This window comes from Pantoea sp. S18 (genome assembly GCF_045689705.1).
Lineage (GTDB): Bacteria > Pseudomonadota > Gammaproteobacteria > Enterobacterales > Enterobacteriaceae > Pantoea > Pantoea symbiotica.
This window is the reverse complement of the sequence record NZ_CP142688.1, coordinates 1,095,351-1,111,946: the sequence shown is the minus strand read 5'-3', so window position 1 is coordinate 1,111,946 and position 16,596 is coordinate 1,095,351. Positions and strand designations below refer to the sequence as shown.

Genomic DNA, 16,596 nt, shown 5'->3' with positions numbered 1-16,596 from the left:
GAATCGGGGTTGATGATACGTTGAGAGAGAAATGGGGATGAAGGGCAGGATTTCAAGCCGATGTCTGCGAAGACATCGGCAAGTGATTAGAAATTAATCTTGTGGCGTCCGGCGAGCGAGTGCGACAGCGTGGTGCCATCGACCATTTCCAACTCACCGCCAACCGGCACGCCGTGCGCAATACGGCTGGCATCAACGCCATATTGTCCGCACAGCTCGGCGATGTAGTTGGCCGTGGCTTCTCCTTCCACCGTGGGATTGGTGGCGAGGATCACTTCGGTTAAGGTTTCGCGCTCGAGACGCTGCTCCAGCCGATCCAGGCCGATATCCTGTGGACCAATGCCATCCAGCGGTGACAAGTGGCCCATCAGCACAAAGTAGCGGCCGCCAAACTGGCCGGTCTGCTCAATGGCGTGGATATCTGCCGGGCTCTCCACCACGCAAATCTGGCCGTTTTGCTGACGACGCGGATTGGCGCAGATGGTGCAGATTTCCTGCTCGGTGAAGGTACGGCAATCGGCGCAGTGGCCAATTTCCGACATGGCGCGGGTCAACGCCTGCGCCAGACGCATGCCACCGCTACGATCGCGCTGCAACAGCTGAAAAGCCATGCGCTGCGCCGACTTCGGGCCAACGCCCGGCAGGCAGCGCAACGACTCCATCAAAGATTCAAGCAGTGGACTGGTTTGCATCAGAACGGCATCTTGAAGCCAGGTGGCAGCTGCATACCTGAAGAGACAGCAGCCATCTTCTCTTTCTGCGTTTCGTCGATACGGCGTGCCGCATCGTTGAAGGCCGCAGCGATCAGATCTTCCAGCATGTCTTTGTCATCTTCCAGCAAGCTAGGATCGACTTCGACACGACGGCAGTTGTGCGCACCGTTGATGGTTACTTTAACCAAGCCAGCACCTGATTCACCGGTCACTTCGATCGCGGCGATCTCTTCCTGAACTTTGGCCATTTTGTCTTGCATCTGCTGGGCCTGTTTCATCAGGTTGCCCAATCCGCCTTTACCAAACATAGTTTTCTCTCTTTGCTGGGGCTGCGCGCAGTTGACGCGCGGCAGCATGTTCACACCGGTCGAATACTCTCTTCATCCAAATCGGCATCGAAGAATCGACGCAATGTCTGAATATGGGTATCACTTTCGATCGACTGCCGCGCCTGCGACAGCTTCTCTTCATAAATGGCCTGGCGCCACTCCAGTGGCGTCAATACCGTAGGATTATCGTCTTCAATAATGGTCAATTCAACCGGCTGACCGGCAGACTGACTCAACGCGTCCGCCAGCGCTTGCTTGGCAGATGCAGAATTCAGATGGCGCTGGCTGCTGCGCAGATGCAGCGTAATGCCATTTTCGCCTACCTCTTTCCACGCATTGAGCGCCACTTGTTGCACCAATTTCGGTAGCGTCAGCGCAGCGATTTCTGCGGCCCACGCATCGCGCTGCTGTGCTTCTTCCGCCAGACGTAGCGCCAGCTCTGGCGTTTTCTCATGCTCCAGAGCCGAACGCAAGGCTTTTGGCGTCGCCACCGGCTCCGCTTTAACCTCCACCGGCAGCTGCGTTTTCCAGCGATAGGCTTCCGGTTTGGCCGGCGCTTTTACCGTGGGTTCAGACGCACGTTGTTGCACACGTTCAGTGACGCTAGCGAGTCGTTCCAGCGCCGGATTCGCCGGCCGCGCGGAACGCGCTGCCGGCTCACTCTTTTTTGCTTTGCCGGCTCCCTGACGCAGCAACTGCGTTCGCGCCTGTAACAACTGGCTGGTGGAGTCGGGTAACGGATCGGGCGCAGGCTGCATGTCCGGATAATCATCCGACATTGGCGGCGCGTCATGGTTCGGCGGTGCCATCTGTGGCTGCGCAGCCGGTGCGGGCGCGGCTTTTGGTGCGGCTTGTGGCGCAGCAACCTGCGGAGCAGCTTGTGGCGTCAAGGTGGGACGCGCCACCGGCTCAGCAATTGTTGCCTGCGGATGGAAGGCCAGCGCGCGCAGCAGCGTCATCTCCACGCCTAAGCGCCGATCCGGTGCCAGCGGCAGATCTTTACGTCCCATCAACAGCGTTTGGTAATAGAGCTGCACGTCAGCCGGTGGCAGCACGCGCGCTAATTCACGCAGGCGATCGGCCTGGCTAAGATCGTCCTCGCTGAGCGAGCTCGGCAATAGCTGCACCATCGCAATGCGGTGCAGCAAACGCAGCATCTCAACCAGCAGCGCTTCCCACTCCACCCCGCGCGACGCGGCCTGATTCAGCAGCGCCATCACCTGTTCGCCCTGACCATCTACCAGCGCTTCAATCAGCGCCAGCGGCTGTTCGTCGTCGAGTGTGCCGAGCATTTGTGCCACGGTGTCACGCGTTACGCTGCCCTGCCCCATGGCAATCGCCTGATCGGTCAGGCTGAGCGCATCGCGCATACTGCCGTCAGCGGCGCGCGCCAGCAGATGCAGCGCACGCGATTCGGCAGCAATCTGCTCCTGCTGCAACACATGCGCCAGCTGCTGCTGGATTTGCTCGACGTCGAGCGCCTTAAGGTGGAATTGCAGGCAACGTGACAGAATCGTCACCGGCAGCTTCTGCGGATCGGTGGTCGCCAGCAGGAATTTGACGTGCGATGGCGGCTCTTCCAGCGTTTTCAGCAGCGCATTGAAGCTGTGGCGCGACAGCATATGCACTTCATCGATCAGATAGACCTTGAAGCGACCGCGCGCGGGCGCGTACTGCACGTTATCGAGCAGATCGCGCGTATCTTCAACTTTGGTGCGTGAGGCGGCATCGATCTCAATCAGATCGACAAAACGGCCCTGCTCGATTTCGCGGCAGTTGTCGCATTGTCCGCACGGCGTTGACGTGATGCCGGTTTCACAGTTAAGGCCCTTCGCCAGCAGACGGGCGATCGAGGTTTTCCCGACGCCGCGAGTACCAGAAAAGAGATAAGCATGATGGATTCGTCCCAGTGACAACCCGTTAGCCAGCGCAGTCAGCACATGTTCCTGACCGACTACGTCAGCGAAGGCCTGGGGACGCCATTTTCGCGCAAGTACCTGATAGCTCATGTGGATTCAATCACTGGAATTTAGGGAGAAGGGAGAAAATGCAGCTTCGCAAACCCTGTTTATTTTGGCAGTAGTTTAACAGCCACCAGCGGATCAGCAACCACTAACTTTGCAGAGGTGGCGCCCCGCCATACAGCGGAGCGCGCAGGCCTTAGTGGCCGGGGAAATTCACCAGGCTGAAGCACTCGACGCCCATGGCGGTCAAGCGGGCTTCGCCGGTCAGGTCAAACAGATTAATCACGAATGCGGCGTCTTTCACTTCACCACCGGCGCGGCGGATCAGTTTCACCGTTGCTTCCAGCGTGCCGCCGGTTGCCAGCAGATCGTCCACCACCAGCACCACATCGCCTGGCTTGATGGCATCTTTATGCAGTTCCAGCGCATCGGTGCCGTATTCCAGCTCATAGCTTTCGCTGAAGGTTTCACGCGGCAGTTTACCTGGCTTACGCACCGGCACAAAACCCACGCCCAAACCCAGCGCCACCGGCGCGCCAAACAGGAAGCCACGCGCTTCCGTTCCCACCACCTTGGTGATGCCTTTGTTACGATAACGCTCAACCAGAATGGCGATCGACGCGGCATACGCCTGCGGATCTTCCATCAGACTGGTTACGTCACGGAACAGAATGCCCGGCTTCGGATAGTCAGGAATGCTTTTAATGCTGTTTTTGATGAGTTCAAGCTGCTGCGCAGTTGCGGTCATAAATGTTACGCCTGGAGAAAATATCTAATACGCGCAGCTTCTCTAGCGCCAAACCCCGGAAACCGGGTTAAGCGAAGTCGTTTATAAGGGAAGCCACGCACGAAGATGCCCAAATCTATGCAAATACCCGGCTAAATGCAACCCTCACGCTACTGTTGTGGCGGGCTGGCATCCTCGGCAACGACCGGAATGCGCCACATGAAAAGCAGCAGCATGCACAGCATCGCGCCTAACAGAATGCGTACCCACAGCAGGTTCACCAGATAAATCGAGATTGAAAGGGTAATCACAATCAGCAACATGGCGCGAATCTTGGCACCAGGCGGCATGGCACGATGCTGCTGCCAGTGACGAATGTAGCGGCCAAACGGCGATTTCCACAGCAGCCAATGGTGGAAACGCGGCGACGAGCGGGCAAAACACCAAGCCGCCAGCAACACAAATGGCGTCGTAGGTAATAAAGGTAATACAATGCCCAGCGTACCTAGCACAATCGCCAGCCAGCCAAGGCTCAGTAGTAAAATGCGCTGCATGCCTGATGCCTGAATGAGTCAAAACAGCGTTACGTTAACACAGTCGGAAACAGAGTGATGCCCCAAGCGCCCGCACAGCAGCGTCTCCACGCCATGTTAGATCTACTGCGCCAGCAGATTGCGCAGCAGCCGGATGGTGCCTGTCGTCAGCCGCGCTTTGACTCTCAACTGTTTCGCACTAGCGGCACGCGTCTGGCGGATTATCTGCGCGAACTGGAAGGCAATATTACACAGCTAACCGCAGCCGATACCGATGTGGTGCGTCGTCAATGGCTGGCGGAGAAAGTGTTGGATCAGATTGCCGCCTTGCAGCGCGAATGCCAAAGCCAACAGCTGCGGGTTAAGCGCGAGCGGCCACGCGTCGATGCACGCCAGACCAAACGTGAAGAGTATCAAGGCTACGAAAAGCGCTTACTGGCGATGATTCAACAGCGCGAGCAACATCTGGCGCGCGCCGAAACCCTCAGCGTTCAGCAGCAGCTAATTCGTGAAGTTGATCAATTGCAAGAGCGCCTGGCACGCTGCCGCGCCGCTATCTACAAACTGGAGTTGCCGTCTATGCCACGCTAAACGCGTAATGCTCGTCAGTTAAGCATCTTTCGGTCACCATAAATGGCGACCCTACAATGAATTAGCGCGTTTTTGCGTAGGGTGCGCATTCATGCGCACCTGCATACATATGCAAATTAATGCTTAACTGAGCGGTACTACATCCTAAACGTGGCGCTTTTTCCTCTATACTCAGTGCGGTGAGAAAAAGGAGAAAAATCATGACGCTGGTTTTTTGGATTGTAATTGGTTTAGCGGCAGGCTGGCTTAAGCGGGTGATTTTTCCCGGTCGTCCGGGAGGATTTGTGCCTACGCTGGTGCTGGCGGTGATTGGCGCGCTGATTGGCGGCTATATCGCTACCTATTTCACCACCGGCGACCTTGCCGCCTTGCATCCAGCCGGTTTCGCCAGCGCGCTGCTGGGCGCAATGTTAATGCTGCTGGTCGCGGCGAAATTACGTATTTAGGAGAAACAATGTCACTGGACAGCGCACCCGACGAAATCAAGCTTGCCGTCGATCTGATTCAACTGCTTGAAGAGAATAATGTTCCCACCGCCACCGTGCTGGCCGCGCTGGCAATTGTTCAGCGGGATTATCAACAAAAGAAAGCGGCGGAAGATGCTGCTTAACGTGGCCCGGTGGTAAGTGTTGGACTAAGGCGCAACATATCCAAAAATGCATCCACCAGCTGCGGCGCATCGGCAGCCAAATCATAAGCCTGCGGATTGAATAACCAGTTTTCCATCATGCCGTTGATGTAGCCACACATCAGACGTGCAGACTGGCGCGTGTTGATGTTGTTGGGCAGCTGACCGACCTCAATACACTCTTTCAACACCACTTCAATGCGGTCGTAACACTCCAGCAGTAAGCTTTGGCGCATATCCTGTAACGTCGACATTTCGCCAACAAACTCACACTTATGGAAGATAATCTCCATTAATGCGCGTCTTTGCGGATCCTTTGCTGTGGCGTCAAGGATATAGATCAACATTGAACGTACAACAGAAAGTGGATCACCCGGGTATTTTGTCTGATACTCAAGTTCCACATCGTCCAGCCCAGCGTCACAACGTAGCCAGATTTCATGTAAGAGATCGGCTTTGTTTTTGAAATGCCAGTAGATAGCCCCGCGCGTGACGCCGGCCGCTGTTGCGATATCCGCCAGAGACGTGGCGGCCACACCATGTTCGGAAAAGTGTGCTAATGCGGCGTCAAGAATTTGATGCCGTGTTTCAAGAGCTTGCGCTTTGGTTTTTCGTGCCATGCTGGGCTTTTTTTACAAACTTGTAAGTTTACATACATTTGTGAATGTATGTACCATAGCACGACCCGTGTTTTAACGCAGCAATGGGTTTATCGGTTTGTGATCCATTGATCATTTGATATCGGACACTAGAGGTTTATTTATGAATAAAAACAGAGGATTAGCGCCTCTGGCGGCCGTCCTGATGCTTTCAGGCAGCTTTTTGTTAACAGGATGTGATGATAATAAATCCCAGCAAGCCGCCCAGCAGCAGCCCCCAGAAGTGGGTGTTGTGACGTTAAAAAACGAACCATTGCAAATTACCACTGAGCTGCCGGGCCGTACCTCGGCTTTCCGCGTTGCGGAAGTTCGCCCTCAGGTGTCAGGTATTATTCTCAAACGTAATTTTGTTGAAGGTAGTGATGTAAAAGCCGGTCAGTCGCTGTATCAGATCGATCCCGCCACCTACCAGGCGGCCTACGACAGCGCTAAAGCGGATTTAGCCCAGGCGGAAGCCAATGCTCGCGTCGCGCAGTTAACCATCACTCGCTACAAGCCACTGCTGGGTACCAAGTACATCAGTCAGCAGGACTATGACACCGCCGCAGGCACTGCAGCCCAAACGGCTGCAGCCGCACAGGCTGCGCGTGCCAACGTCGAAACCGCGCGCATTAATCTGGCGTATACCAAAGTGACCTCGCCAATCAGCGGTCGCATCGGTAAATCGTCAGTCACCGAAGGTGCGCTGGTTTCAAATGGGCAGACTACCGCGCTGGCCACCGTGCAACAGCTCGATCCTATGTATGTCGACGTGACCCAATCCAGTGATGAATTCCTGCGTTTGCGCGCAGAACTGGAATCCGGTCAGCTGAAACAGAACGACGGTAAGGCCAACGTCACCCTGCTGATGCAAAACGGTAACGCATACCCGCAAACAGGCACATTGGAATTCTCTGATGTGAGCGTGGATGAAACCACCGGTTCAATCACGCTGCGCGCCATCTTCCCGAATCCGGACAATCGCCTACTGCCAGGTATGTTTGTTCGCGCACGTCTGGATGAAGGCACCAATCCAACCGCATTGCTGGTACCGCAACAGGGCGTAACACGTACCCCAACCGGTCAGGCAACGGCGATGGTCGTGGGCGCGGATAATAAAGTGGAATCTCGTAATATCACCGCTAATCAGGCATTTGGTGACAAATGGCTGGTAACGGAAGGTCTTAAAGCAGGCGATCGGGTGATCACCACCGGTATCCAGCGTGCCAAACCGGGTGCGCAGGTGACGCCACAAGAAGTCTCCGATGATGCCAAAGCTGCACCAGAATCACCGTCTGCTAAATCATCGTCATAACAGGAGCCACTGATACATGGCTAAGTTCTTTATTGATCGCCCCATTTTTGCGTGGGTGCTCGCCATCATCATCATGTTGGTTGGTGTGCTATCGATTATCAGCCTGCCGATTGAGCAATATCCCAATGTTGCGCCGCCGGCAGTTGAGATCCAGGCGACCTATCCGGGTGCTGATGCGAAAACGCTGCAAGATTCGGTGACGCAGGTCATCGAGCAAAACATGAACGGTATCGATGGCCTGATGTATATGTCATCGAGCAGTGATTCGTCGGGCACATTGACGCTGACGCTGACCTTCCAATCCGGTACTGACGCAGATATCGCGCAGGTTCAGGTGCAGAACAAACTGCAGCTGGCCACGCCGTTACTGCCACAAGAAGTGCAGCAACAGGGGATTCAGGTTAAGAAATCCTCCAGCAGCTTCCTGATGGTGGCAGGTTTCGTCAGCGATAACGACAACATGACGCAGAACGATATTTCTGACTATGTTGCTTCGAACATCAAAGATCCGGTCAGCCGTATGCCGGGGGTTGGTGATACACAGGTGTTTGGTGCGCAGTATGCGATGCGTATCTGGTTGGACCCACACAAGCTGAATAACTACTCACTGACGCCAGTGGATGTCATCAGCGCATTGAAAGTCCAGAACACCCAAATCGCCGCCGGTCAGTTGGGCGGTACTCCACCTGTGCCGGGTCAACAGCTTAATGCCTCGATCATTGCGCAAACCCGTCTGACTTCAACAGATGAGTTCGGCAAGATCTTGCTGAAAGTGAATCAGGATGGTTCTCAGGTGCGCCTGCGTGACGTGGCGAAGATTGAACTCGGTGGTGAAAACTACGAGATCATCGCGCGTTATAATGGCAAACCGGCTTCCGGTATCGGTATTAAGCTGGCAACCGGCGCTAACGCGCTGGACACCGCCGATGCGGTGAAAGCTGAACTGGCGAAACTGCAGCCGTTCTTCCCGGCAGGCATGAAAACGGTTTATCCGTACGACACCACGCCGTTCGTGAAAATTTCGATTTTCGAAGTGGTGAAAACGCTGTTTGAAGCGATCGTGCTGGTGTTCCTGGTGATGTATCTGTTCCTGCAAAACTTCCGTGCGACCTTGATTCCAACCATCGCCGTACCGGTAGTCTTGCTAGGTACTTTCGCCGTCATCAGCGCCTTTGGTTACTCGATAAACACCCTAACGATGTTCGGGATGGTACTTGCCATCGGCCTGTTAGTGGATGACGCCATCGTGGTGGTCGAGAACGTTGAACGTGTTATGGCTGAAGAGGGTTTACCGCCGAAAGAAGCCACCAAACGTTCGATGGAGCAGATTCAGGGTGCGTTGGTGGGTATCGCGCTGGTGCTATCAGCGGTATTTATTCCGATGGCCTTCTTCGGCGGTTCAACCGGCGTCATCTATCGCCAGTTCTCGATCACCATCGTTTCGGCGATGGCGCTGTCGGTGCTGGTGGCGTTGATTCTGACTCCAGCGCTTTGTGCCACCTTGCTGAAGCCGGTGGAAAAAGGTACCCATGGTAAAACTACCGGCTTCTTTGGTTGGTTTAACCGTGTGTTCGATAAGAGCACCAACCACTATGTTGATAGTGTGGGCCACATCGTTCGCAGCACCGGTCGTTACCTGCTGATTTATCTGGTAATCGTCGTCGGCATGGCCTACCTGTTCATAAAACTGCCTACCTCATTCCTGCCGGAAGAGGATCAGGGGCTGTTACTGGCTCAGGCGCAGTTGCCAGCGGGTGCAACCCAGGAACGTACGCAGAAAGTACTGGATCAAGTTACTGACTACTTCCTGAATAAAGAGAAAGACAGCGTGAATTCGGTGTTTACCGTTAACGGCTTCGGCTTTGCCGGTCGTGGACAGAACACCGGTATCGCGTTCGTCAGCCTCAAGCCGTGGGATGAGCGTGGCGATGCCAGCCTGAAAGTGCCTGCGATTGCCGGTCGTGCCATGCAGGCGCTCGGTCAAATCAAAGATGCAATGGTGTTCCCGTTCAACCTGCCAGCGATTATCGAACTGGGTAACGCCACCGGCTTTGACTTCATGCTGACCGATCAGGGCAACCTGGGCCACGAGAAGCTGACTGCCGCGCGTAATCAGCTGTTTGGCATGATCGCCCAGCATCCGGATACGCTGGTGGGCGTGCGTCCAAACGGTATGGAAGATACGCCACAGTACAAACTGATTATCGATCAGGAAAAAGCGCAGGCGCTGGGTGTGTCGCTGTCAGACATCAACACCACGCTGGGCGCCGCATGGGGCGGTTCTTACGTCAACGACTTCATCGACCGCGGTCGCGTGAAGAAAGTGTACGTAATGGGCCAGGCCGATTCACGTATGTTGCCGGACGATATCAGTAAGTGGTTCGTGCGCAACAGCGGCGGCACTATGGTTCCGTTCTCCGCCTTCTCTTCGGCGAAGTGGCAGTACGGCTCGCCACGTCTGGAGCGTTACAACGGCTTGCCTTCAATGGAGATTCTCGGCCAGGCTGCACCAGGCAAGAGCTCCGGTGATGCCATGAACCTGATGGAACAGCTGGCAGGAAAACTGCCTGCGGGTATCGGTTACGACTGGACCGGCATGTCCTATCAGGAACGCTTGTCAGGTAACCAGGCACCGGCGCTGTATGCTATCTCGCTGATTGTGGTGTTCCTGTGTCTGGCCGCGCTGTATGAGAGCTGGTCGATTCCGTTCTCGGTAATGTTAGTGGTACCGCTGGGTGTTGTCGGCGCACTGATCTTCACCACAGCCCGTGGCTTGAGTAACGACGTCTACTTTGTGGTGGGCTTGTTGACCACCATAGGATTGTCGGCGAAGAACGCCATCCTGATCGTCGAATTCGCCAAGGATTTGATGGAGAAGGAAGGCAAAGGGCTGGTTGAATCAACGCTGGAAGCATCCCGTATGCGTCTGCGTCCGATTCTGATGACCTCGCTCGCCTTTATCCTCGGCGTAATGCCTCTGGCGATCAGCACCGGTGCTGGCTCTGGCGCGCAGAACGCGGTAGGTACCGGCGTAATGGGCGGGATGGTAACAGCGACCGCGCTGGCTATCTTCTTCGTTCCGGTATTCTTCGTGGTGGTACGTCGCCGCTTCAGTAAGAACAAAGGTGACCTCGAACAAGGTCATCCGGTAGAGCACAAACACTAAGTTCTACCCTTCCCTAAAAGGCCGCTGATGCGGCCTTTTTTATTGCTGCTTCCCCGCCCCGCCAAAATCCCTGCGTTTTCCACGGTTGCAATCAGCCATTCTCGGGTTCATACTATTGTTATAGTATAACATTACATAACGAGGTTACTATGAAACCGAATATCCATCCCCTTTATCGCCCAGTGGTGTTCCACGACACCTCGGCCAACGAATACTTCAAAGTCGGCTCCACCATCAAAACCGAGCGCACCATTGAGTTTGAAGGTGAAGTGCTGCCGTATGTCACGCTGGATGTATCGTCAAAATCCCACGTGTTCTATACCGGCAAACAGAAAGATTTCGCCAAAGAAGGCAGCACCGCGCGCTTCAACCAGCGTTTTGGCAGCTTCCTGTCGCGCAACAAGTAACGCTGGAGAGAAGAGATGCAGGTATTGAGTTCATTGCGCTCTGCAAAGACGCGCCATAAAGATTGCAAAGTCGTGCGTCGTAAAGGTCGCATTTATGTGATTTGCAAAACCAACCCGCGCTTTAAGGCGGTTCAGGGAAGAAAGAAAAAAAGGTAGGAAAGTGTCGTGATAATTGGCCGGGATGCTCCCCGGCCTTTTTTTTACTTCATGCTATGCAGAATGGCGTCAACATTGTGTTTGAACGCGGCAACATAGGTCGCTGCCGGGCCATTCGCTTCCGACAACGCTTCAGGATAGAGTTCACCGCCCGGCTGTGCGCCGGTTTCGCTGGCAATCTGTTTTACCAGACGTGGATCGGTTTGATTCTCCATGAAGTAGGTTTTGATGTGCTCGGCCTTTAGCTGTTTGATGATCGAAGCCACATCGCTGGCGCTGGCTTCCGCTTCAGTAGAGAAGCCCACCGGCGCAAGGAAACTGACGCCATAACGTTGGCCAAAGTAGCCAAAGGCATCGTGGCTGGTCAGCACCTTACGCTTGTTCTTCGGCACTTCAGCAAAGGCGGTTATCGCCCAGCTATCTAGCTTTTGCAACTGCTGAATGTAGCTTTCCCCGCTTTTGCGAATATCCGCCGCATCTTCAGGATCGGCTTTGATCAGCGCATTCATCACATTGGTGGCGTAGATCACACCGTTTTGCATGCTGTTCCACGCGTGGGGATCGGTGACGCTTTTACCGTCCTCTTCCATCTTGCGCGTGTTAACGCCGTTCGAGGCCACTACGATGGTGCCTTTATAACCTGACGCGCTGATCAGGCGATCCATCCAACCTTCCATGCCCAAACCGCTGACAAACACCACATCCGCTTTTGACAGCGCCTGGCTATCCTGCGGCGTCGGTTCGAAGGTGTGCGGATCACCGTTCGGCCCGACCAGCGATTTCACGTTGACGTGATCGCCACCAACCTGTTTAACGATATCCGCCAGCACGGTAAAACTCGCCACAACATCAACGCTTTTCGCCAGCGACAGTGGGCTAATCAGCATGGCACCAATCGCCAGACTCAGCGGTAACTTTTTCATTCATATCCCCTTATTGGTTTCGTTATCGACGGCGCAACAGGCCGCCACATGGTCCTGTCAAAACAGAAAGCAGAAACAGCACCGCAGCACTCAGCACCACCGCCGGTCCAGCCGGCAGCGAGAAGTGCCACGAAAGAATCAGACCGATAAACGCAGAGACGATCGCCAGCAACATGGCGATGCCGAGCATGCAAGCGAGATGGCGACTCCAGAAGCGTGCGCTGGTAGCCGGCAGCATCATCAATCCCACCGACATCAGCGTGCCCAGCACCTGAAAGCCCGCCACCAGATTAAGCACCACCAGCATCAGGAACAGACCGTGCACCAGCGGTGCGCTCCATTTGCCCTGTGCGCGCAGGAAATCGGGATCGAAGGCATCGATCACCAGCGGACGGAAGATCACCGCCAGCAGCAGCAAGGTCGTAGCGGCAATGCCGCCAACCAGCAGAATTGCCGCGTTATCCACCGCCAGCAGCGATCCAAATAACACGTGCAGCAGATCAACGCTGGAACCACGCAGTGACACCAGCGTGACGCCGAGTGCCAGAGAGCCGAGGTAGAAGCCCGAAAAACTGGCATCCTCTTTGAGGTGCGTGTAACGGCTGACCGCCCCCGAGAGCAGCGCCACCGCCAAACCGGCAATCAGGCCGCCAATGCCCATCGCCACCAGCGATAATCCCGACACCAGATATCCAATCGCCGCTCCGGGTAATACCGCATGTGATAGCGCATCGCCGACCAGACTCATGCGGCGTAGGGAGAGGAAAACACCCAGCGGCGTGGCGCTAATTGCTAATGCAATGCAGGCCACCAACGCACGGCGCATGAAACCAAATTCGATAAAGGGTTGAAGTAATGTCACGACGCTACCCTACGCAACGTTGACGTTTGTGCGGAATCAGCGTCATCGAGCGATAACACATCCTGAAAATAGCGCGCCACCAGCGGCCGATCGTGTAGCACCACTAATAATGTGGTGCCCGCCTGCTGTTGCTGTTCGAGGATCGACATCAGTAAAGTGACGGTTTGGCTATCAATGCCGTTGAAGGGTTCATCCAGCAGCCAGAGCTGACTGCGCTGCAACATTAAGCGCGCGAACAGCACGCGCTGCAGTTGTCCGCCAGATAAAGTGGCTGGCTGCGCATCGGCAAACTCACGCATTTGCACCGCATCCAGCGCGGCATCAATTTCCAGACGCAAGGCGCGATTAATGCCACCAAACCAGCCGCAGCGTGGCCAACAGCCCATCGCCACCAGTTCATAAGCAGTAAGAGGAAAGCGGGTTTCGAGTTCACTGCGTTGTGGTAACCAGCCCAGTGCTTTACGTGGGATCTGCAATTCGCAGCTGCCAGAAATCGGCGGCAGTAAGCCGGCAATGGTTTTCAATAAGGTCGATTTGCCGGTGCCATTAGCGCCAATCAGCGCCGTCATGCTGCCCTTTGCCAGCTCACCATTAACGAGAGGCGTCACCGCACGGCCTTGATAACCTGCTTGTAAGCGGTTGAAATGCATCATTTCTGCATTCCCCACCATAAGGCTATTGCCAGAAAGGCAATCAGCATCAGCGCAACCAGCAAACGGCCGCCAAGGGAAAGAAGTAAACCGCTGTGATTCATACTCAACAACCAAAAATGTTATAACATAACAATTATACTACCCGAATCTTCCTCTATTGCGCCCGAGTAAAAGTGTTTCAAAAGTTGATCGCTCAAGACGATTACCGCTGTAATTCGCCGTTTCGCCATGATTGAGTTATGAAACCCATCACAACGATTACTCTTTCTGTTTATTAGCGACTTGCAATGTCACCCAATAAGCTCAATGATAGAAACATCATTCTTTTACTGGATACAAAATGCCGTCTATTATTCATCGTGATATTGCTGTGGATGAGGACGATTGCGAAAAGTTGGTAAGAATTATCCAGGGGAATATTCTCAAAATAGCCGAGGCATTAGCCGGTGATTTACAGTGGTATTCTCAAAACGCGCAATTAGTTCCCGAGAGCTTCCAGATTATTTCTATTCAACCAACCAACAACAATCGATTTAAAATGCTTTACGATTTCAGCTGGAATTTATTTAATCCTTGCCTGGATTTAAATGAAACGTTTAAGCGTCGAGAAGAAGTGTTGTTTCAGGTAACGCCCGGCGCGCTGGTGTTTGAAGTGATTGACAATGAGCGCCCCTCTCCTGCCGACGAATTGTAATATTTGGTAATTGAGGTGAGCAAAGCTAATGATTGTGGATTACATTTAAGGAGTCGCTTAATTCAATTTTATTCGAGATCGCTTCCTGGTAGCTTTTCCTAATCTCGCCGCGCTGCGGTAACTGTGCTAGCTATGGAGGGGAAAAAGATGGACGAATACTCACCGAAACGGCATGATATTGCCCAGCTTAAATACCTGTGTGAGAACTTGTTCGACGAAAGTATGGCGACATTGACTGATAGCCATCATGGTTGGGTTAATGATCCTACTTCGGAAAGCAATTTACAGCTCAACGATTTGATTGAGCATATCGCTTCTTTCACGATGAATTACAAAATTAAGCACGTTGAAGATGAAGCCCTGATTACGCAAATCGATGAATATCTTGACGATACCTTTATGCTGTTCAGCAGCTATGGAATCAATACTCAGGATCTACAACGGTGGCAGCGTTCAGCAAAACGTTTATTTAATCTGTTTGCCGAAGAGTGTGCTTATCTCCAACAACCTAGCCATTCCTTTTAGCACCAGACTGAGACCGGTTTATTTATGAGCAACCAAGCCTTAACCAAAACAGATTATTTGATGCGACTGCGCCGCTGTCGCTCAATCGATACCCTTGAACGGGTTATCGAAAAAAACAAGTATGAATTACCTGATAATGAACTCGCGGTATTCTATTCGGCAGCCGATCATCGTCTGGCTGAACTGACCATGAATAAGCTTTACGATAAAGTACCGGTTTCTGTCTGGAAGTTCGTCCGCTAAGTTTTTCCCCTAACAGCCGCTCTGCACCATCATCGTATTAATCAAGGATTGAATCACAGGCAAAGGATTGCCAGATTTCTCTGTGCGTAAAATTCTGTGGAGTATTAGGCGGGTACAAAATGGTGGGGGCCCTGCCAGCTACATCCCGGCACACGCGTCGCCTGCTGCGGCTGCTTCCTTCCGGATCTGACCGAGTTCACAAGTTAGCATTGCGGGAGAACCAACAGGGCCCCCATTGACAAGCCCTCATTTCGAGAGCGCAGGCATTATCAAGTATGCCCCTGGCAATTGCAAGCGCAGGCCCGACAACCGTTGGTTTCTTGCACAAGCACACAGCAATGCGCTGATGTCTACCCTTCTGCATGCTAAAGTTTGCCCTTTCCTGATGAAAATAGGTGCGCATATGAGCGACCAAAACAATTTCTCTGAGCGCGTGTGGCAGATCATCGCAGCCATTCCGCCAGGAAAGGTCACCACTTACGGTGATGTTGCACAGTTGGCCGGTTCGCCACGCGCAGCACGTCAGGTGGGCGGCGTATTACGCCGTTTGCCGGAAGGCAGTAAGTTACCTTGGTTTCGCGTTATCAATCGTCACGGCAGGATTTCGCTGCAGGGCGATGATCTGTTTCGTCAGCGGGATGCGCTGGAAGCGGAAGGGATTGAAGTGAGCGATGCTGGGGAGATTGAGCTGGAAAAATATCGTTGGGAAATTTAGCGGTGCGATATGTCGCGCACAAGCCCGCTGCCGTTCCGTAAAGCCGCTGTCTCGTCCCTGATCGCTCGGCACACGCCATCCATGGCGTGTGACGCTTTACTACACGGCAGCGGGCCTGTGCGCTTGGCCTATGCCGTTTGGTAGATTACAAACTCGTCGGTGCCGGCACCGAAGACGATGGCGTCACCTGTGTAGGTGAAGTCGAAGGCACTGTTGTTGCGGCACCCGGCTGGGTTTGCATCGCGACGTTAGTCACGGGAACCAACAGCAGTTCGGCTTTTGTTCCGCCCTGATTAATCACCGGTTTCACCGTATCGGTGATAAACGCCAGCTTGCCATCAATCGAAATCGCCGCACTTAACAGAATGCGCGCGTTCGGCTGGATGTCAGCCGGATTGAACGGCAAGACAAACTGGAACGGTGACTGTTTGCCTTCCGTACGCACTACGCGCTGCGACAACACTTTCGAAGGCGCATCGGCCAGCGATGCATCAGACAGCGTTACGGTTAGCACGGAATCCGGTGGCAGCGCGATGCGCTGGCGGATATACACCGAACCACTGACATTCGGCTGCGCAATGGCGGCCTGCTGCCCCGCTACCGCTGAGCCGAGTGTAGGTGTGGCTACCGGCTTGCTGTGGTCCGCACAACCGGTAATCGCCGCTGCCAGGGTCATACCGCTAATAACTTGCCAGATTTTCATCGATGTCGTCTCCTTATGAACACTATGATTGTCGGCGGTAAATTCATTACTTAGCTTTTCAGCCGCCGAATGACCTTAATTCTGGCACAAATATCGGCATTGCGCCTAAAC

21 protein-coding genes, 1 other RNA gene and 1 other annotated feature are annotated in these 16,596 nt (G+C 54.0%); of the genes, 11 read left to right on the top strand and 11 right to left on the bottom strand.

Annotated features, from left to right (window positions below; all coding sequences use genetic code 11):
* Positions 1-86 precede the first annotated feature (86 nt).
* From recR to VIJ98_RS04925, 5 genes are all read right to left on the bottom strand, one after another.
* A complete protein-coding gene (gene recR, locus VIJ98_RS04945; protein WP_008103873.1) occupies positions 87-692 on the bottom strand; it encodes a recombination mediator RecR in 606 nt (201 codons plus the stop codon).
* A complete protein-coding gene (locus VIJ98_RS04940; RefSeq protein WP_008103874.1) occupies positions 692-1,021 on the bottom strand; it encodes a YbaB/EbfC family nucleoid-associated protein in 330 nt (109 codons plus the stop codon). Before VIJ98_RS04940 ends, recR begins: the two co-directional genes overlap by 1 nt.
* Before the next feature lie 50 nt (positions 1,022-1,071).
* Positions 1,072-3,051 carry a DNA polymerase III subunit gamma/tau gene (dnaX, locus tag VIJ98_RS04935; RefSeq protein WP_323272536.1) on the bottom strand — a complete coding sequence of 660 codons (1,980 nt, stop codon included), beginning with the start codon at positions 3,049-3,051 and terminating at the stop codon, positions 1,072-1,074.
* Positions 1,669-1,730, bottom strand: a sequence feature (DnaX frameshifting element). Its footprint overlaps the gene before it by 62 nt.
* Positions 3,052-3,202: 151 nt before the next feature.
* The gene (gene apt / locus VIJ98_RS04930) at positions 3,203-3,754 is read right to left on the bottom strand and encodes an adenine phosphoribosyltransferase (RefSeq protein ID WP_008103878.1); all 552 of its coding nucleotides are present in this window, start codon (positions 3,752-3,754) and stop codon (positions 3,203-3,205) included.
* Positions 3,755-3,903: 149 nt separating this feature from the next.
* A complete protein-coding gene (locus VIJ98_RS04925; RefSeq protein WP_323272534.1) occupies positions 3,904-4,287 on the bottom strand; it encodes a DUF454 family protein in 384 nt (127 codons plus the stop codon).
* A gap of 57 nt (positions 4,288-4,344) precedes the next feature.
* On the opposite strand from VIJ98_RS04925, the gene VIJ98_RS04920 reads away from it, so the two are divergent.
* The 3 genes from VIJ98_RS04920 (at position 4,345) to rsmS (ending at position 5,467) form a co-directional block, all read left to right on the top strand.
* Positions 4,345-4,857, top strand: coding sequence for a primosomal replication protein (locus VIJ98_RS04920; protein ID WP_323272532.1), 513 nt, complete (start codon positions 4,345-4,347; stop codon positions 4,855-4,857).
* A gap of 200 nt (positions 4,858-5,057) precedes the next feature.
* Positions 5,058-5,303, top strand: a complete 246-nt coding sequence (locus VIJ98_RS04915) for a hypothetical protein (RefSeq protein ID WP_323272530.1) — start codon at positions 5,058-5,060, stop codon at positions 5,301-5,303.
* An 8-nt stretch (positions 5,304-5,311) separates the two neighbouring features.
* Positions 5,312-5,467, top strand: a complete 156-nt coding sequence (gene rsmS, locus VIJ98_RS04910; RefSeq protein ID WP_008103886.1) for a pleiotropic regulatory protein RsmS — start codon at positions 5,312-5,314, stop codon at positions 5,465-5,467.
* Here rsmS and acrR read toward each other — a convergent pair.
* Positions 5,464-6,105 (bottom strand): multidrug efflux transporter transcriptional repressor AcrR, encoded by a 642-nt coding sequence (acrR, locus tag VIJ98_RS04905; RefSeq protein WP_008103887.1) that lies wholly within the window; start codon positions 6,103-6,105, stop codon positions 5,464-5,466. The genes rsmS and acrR overlap by 4 nt on opposite strands.
* Before the next feature lie 142 nt (positions 6,106-6,247).
* On the opposite strand from acrR, the gene VIJ98_RS04900 reads away from it, so the two are divergent.
* The 4 genes from VIJ98_RS04900 (at position 6,248) to ykgO (ending at position 11,167) form a co-directional block, all read left to right on the top strand.
* Positions 6,248-7,438 (top strand): efflux RND transporter periplasmic adaptor subunit, encoded by a 1,191-nt coding sequence (locus tag VIJ98_RS04900; RefSeq protein WP_008103889.1) that lies wholly within the window; start codon positions 6,248-6,250, stop codon positions 7,436-7,438.
* Between the two features lie 16 nt (positions 7,439-7,454).
* The gene (locus VIJ98_RS04895; RefSeq protein WP_008103890.1) at positions 7,455-10,604 is read left to right on the top strand and encodes a multidrug efflux RND transporter permease subunit AcrB; all 3,150 of its coding nucleotides are present in this window, start codon (positions 7,455-7,457) and stop codon (positions 10,602-10,604) included.
* Between the two features lie 149 nt (positions 10,605-10,753).
* On the top strand, positions 10,754-11,011 hold the full coding sequence (locus VIJ98_RS04890; RefSeq protein WP_008103892.1) for a type B 50S ribosomal protein L31: 258 nt from the start codon (positions 10,754-10,756) through the stop codon (positions 11,009-11,011).
* Between the two features lie 15 nt (positions 11,012-11,026).
* On the top strand, positions 11,027-11,167 hold the full coding sequence (gene ykgO, locus VIJ98_RS04885; RefSeq protein WP_008103894.1) for a type B 50S ribosomal protein L36: 141 nt from the start codon (positions 11,027-11,029) through the stop codon (positions 11,165-11,167).
* Positions 11,168-11,211: 44 nt separating this feature from the next.
* Here the strand turns inward: ykgO and VIJ98_RS04880 are convergent, their stop codons facing one another.
* Genes VIJ98_RS04880 through VIJ98_RS04870 form a run of 3 tightly spaced genes read right to left on the bottom strand, consistent with a single transcriptional unit; the run spans position 11,212 to position 13,605 of the window.
* On the bottom strand, positions 11,212-12,090 hold the full coding sequence (locus VIJ98_RS04880) for a metal ABC transporter substrate-binding protein (RefSeq protein WP_323272527.1): 879 nt from the start codon (positions 12,088-12,090) through the stop codon (positions 11,212-11,214).
* Between the two features lie 22 nt (positions 12,091-12,112).
* A complete protein-coding gene (locus VIJ98_RS04875; protein WP_265299719.1) occupies positions 12,113-12,952 on the bottom strand; it encodes a metal ABC transporter permease in 840 nt (279 codons plus the stop codon).
* Entirely contained in the window at positions 12,949-13,605 is a 657-nt protein-coding gene (locus VIJ98_RS04870) for an ABC transporter ATP-binding protein (RefSeq protein ID WP_323272525.1), read from the bottom strand. The genes VIJ98_RS04875 and VIJ98_RS04870 overlap by 4 nt, the downstream gene beginning before the upstream one ends.
* Positions 13,606-13,945: 340 nt before the next feature.
* On the opposite strand from VIJ98_RS04870, the gene VIJ98_RS04865 reads away from it, so the two are divergent.
* The 3 genes from VIJ98_RS04865 to VIJ98_RS04855 all read left to right on the top strand — a co-directional run bounded on the left by VIJ98_RS04865 (position 13,946) and on the right by VIJ98_RS04855 (position 15,067).
* Positions 13,946-14,299, top strand: coding sequence for a hypothetical protein (locus VIJ98_RS04865; protein WP_323272523.1), 354 nt, complete (start codon positions 13,946-13,948; stop codon positions 14,297-14,299).
* 147 nt (positions 14,300-14,446) lie between these two features.
* Positions 14,447-14,824: an Hha toxicity modulator TomB gene (tomB, locus tag VIJ98_RS04860; protein WP_007886936.1), complete on the top strand. Its 378-nt coding sequence runs from the start codon at positions 14,447-14,449 to the stop codon at positions 14,822-14,824.
* Positions 14,825-14,848: 24 nt separating this feature from the next.
* Positions 14,849-15,067 carry an HHA domain-containing protein gene (locus VIJ98_RS04855; protein ID WP_007886938.1) on the top strand — a complete coding sequence of 73 codons (219 nt, stop codon included), beginning with the start codon at positions 14,849-14,851 and terminating at the stop codon, positions 15,065-15,067.
* 129 nt (positions 15,068-15,196) lie between these two features.
* Here VIJ98_RS04855 and ffs read toward each other — a convergent pair.
* An RNA gene (gene ffs, locus VIJ98_RS04850) (signal recognition particle sRNA small type) lies at positions 15,197-15,293 on the bottom strand.
* Between the two features lie 177 nt (positions 15,294-15,470).
* On the opposite strand from ffs, the gene VIJ98_RS04845 reads away from it, so the two are divergent.
* Entirely contained in the window at positions 15,471-15,782 is a 312-nt protein-coding gene (locus VIJ98_RS04845; RefSeq protein ID WP_008103902.1) for an MGMT family protein, read from the top strand.
* 145 nt (positions 15,783-15,927) lie between these two features.
* On the opposite strand, the gene VIJ98_RS04840 is transcribed toward VIJ98_RS04845, so the two are convergent.
* On the bottom strand, positions 15,928-16,485 hold the full coding sequence (locus VIJ98_RS04840; protein WP_008103903.1) for a YbaY family lipoprotein: 558 nt from the start codon (positions 16,483-16,485) through the stop codon (positions 15,928-15,930).
* Positions 16,486-16,596 lie beyond the last annotated feature (111 nt).